The 527-nt window shown below is 65.7% G+C and carries 1 protein-coding gene; it reads right to left on the bottom strand.

What is annotated here, in order from left to right:
• On the bottom strand, positions 1 to 527 hold a 527-nt coding region (locus C5F48_RS24505; protein ID WP_258186606.1), incomplete at both ends, for an EF-Tu/IF-2/RF-3 family GTPase.

Here is a 527-nt window from a genome sequence, read left to right on the forward strand (position 1 = left end):
CCGCGCTCGATGCCCTCACGGTCGATGCCGCGCAGCAGGAGGCCGACGTTGTCGCCGGCTTCGCCCTGGTCGAGCAGCTTGCGGAACATCTCGACGCCGGTGCAGACGGTCTTCTTGTTCGGGCGGATGCCGACGATCTCGACTTCCTCGCCGACCTTCACCACGCCGCGCTCGATCCGGCCGGTGGCGACGGTGCCGCGGCCCGAGATCGAGAACACGTCTTCGACCGGCATCAGGAAGGGCTGGTCAACGGCGCGGGCCGGGGTCGGGATGTACTCGTCCACGGCCTTGATCAGCGCCTTGATCGACTCTTCGCCGATTTCCGGACGGGTGCCGTTCATCGCGTGCAGGGCCGAGCCCTTGATGATCGGGATGTCGTCGCCGGGGTAGTCGTAGGAGGACAGGAGTTCCCGCACTTCCATCTCGACCAGTTCCAGCAGCTCTTCGTCATCCACCTGGTCGACCTTGTTCAGGTAGACGACCATGTAGGGGATGCCCACCTGACGGCCGAGCAGGATGTGCTCGCG

Source organism: Cereibacter changlensis JA139, from assembly GCF_003034985.1.
Taxonomy (GTDB): domain Bacteria; phylum Pseudomonadota; class Alphaproteobacteria; order Rhodobacterales; family Rhodobacteraceae; genus Cereibacter; species Cereibacter changlensis.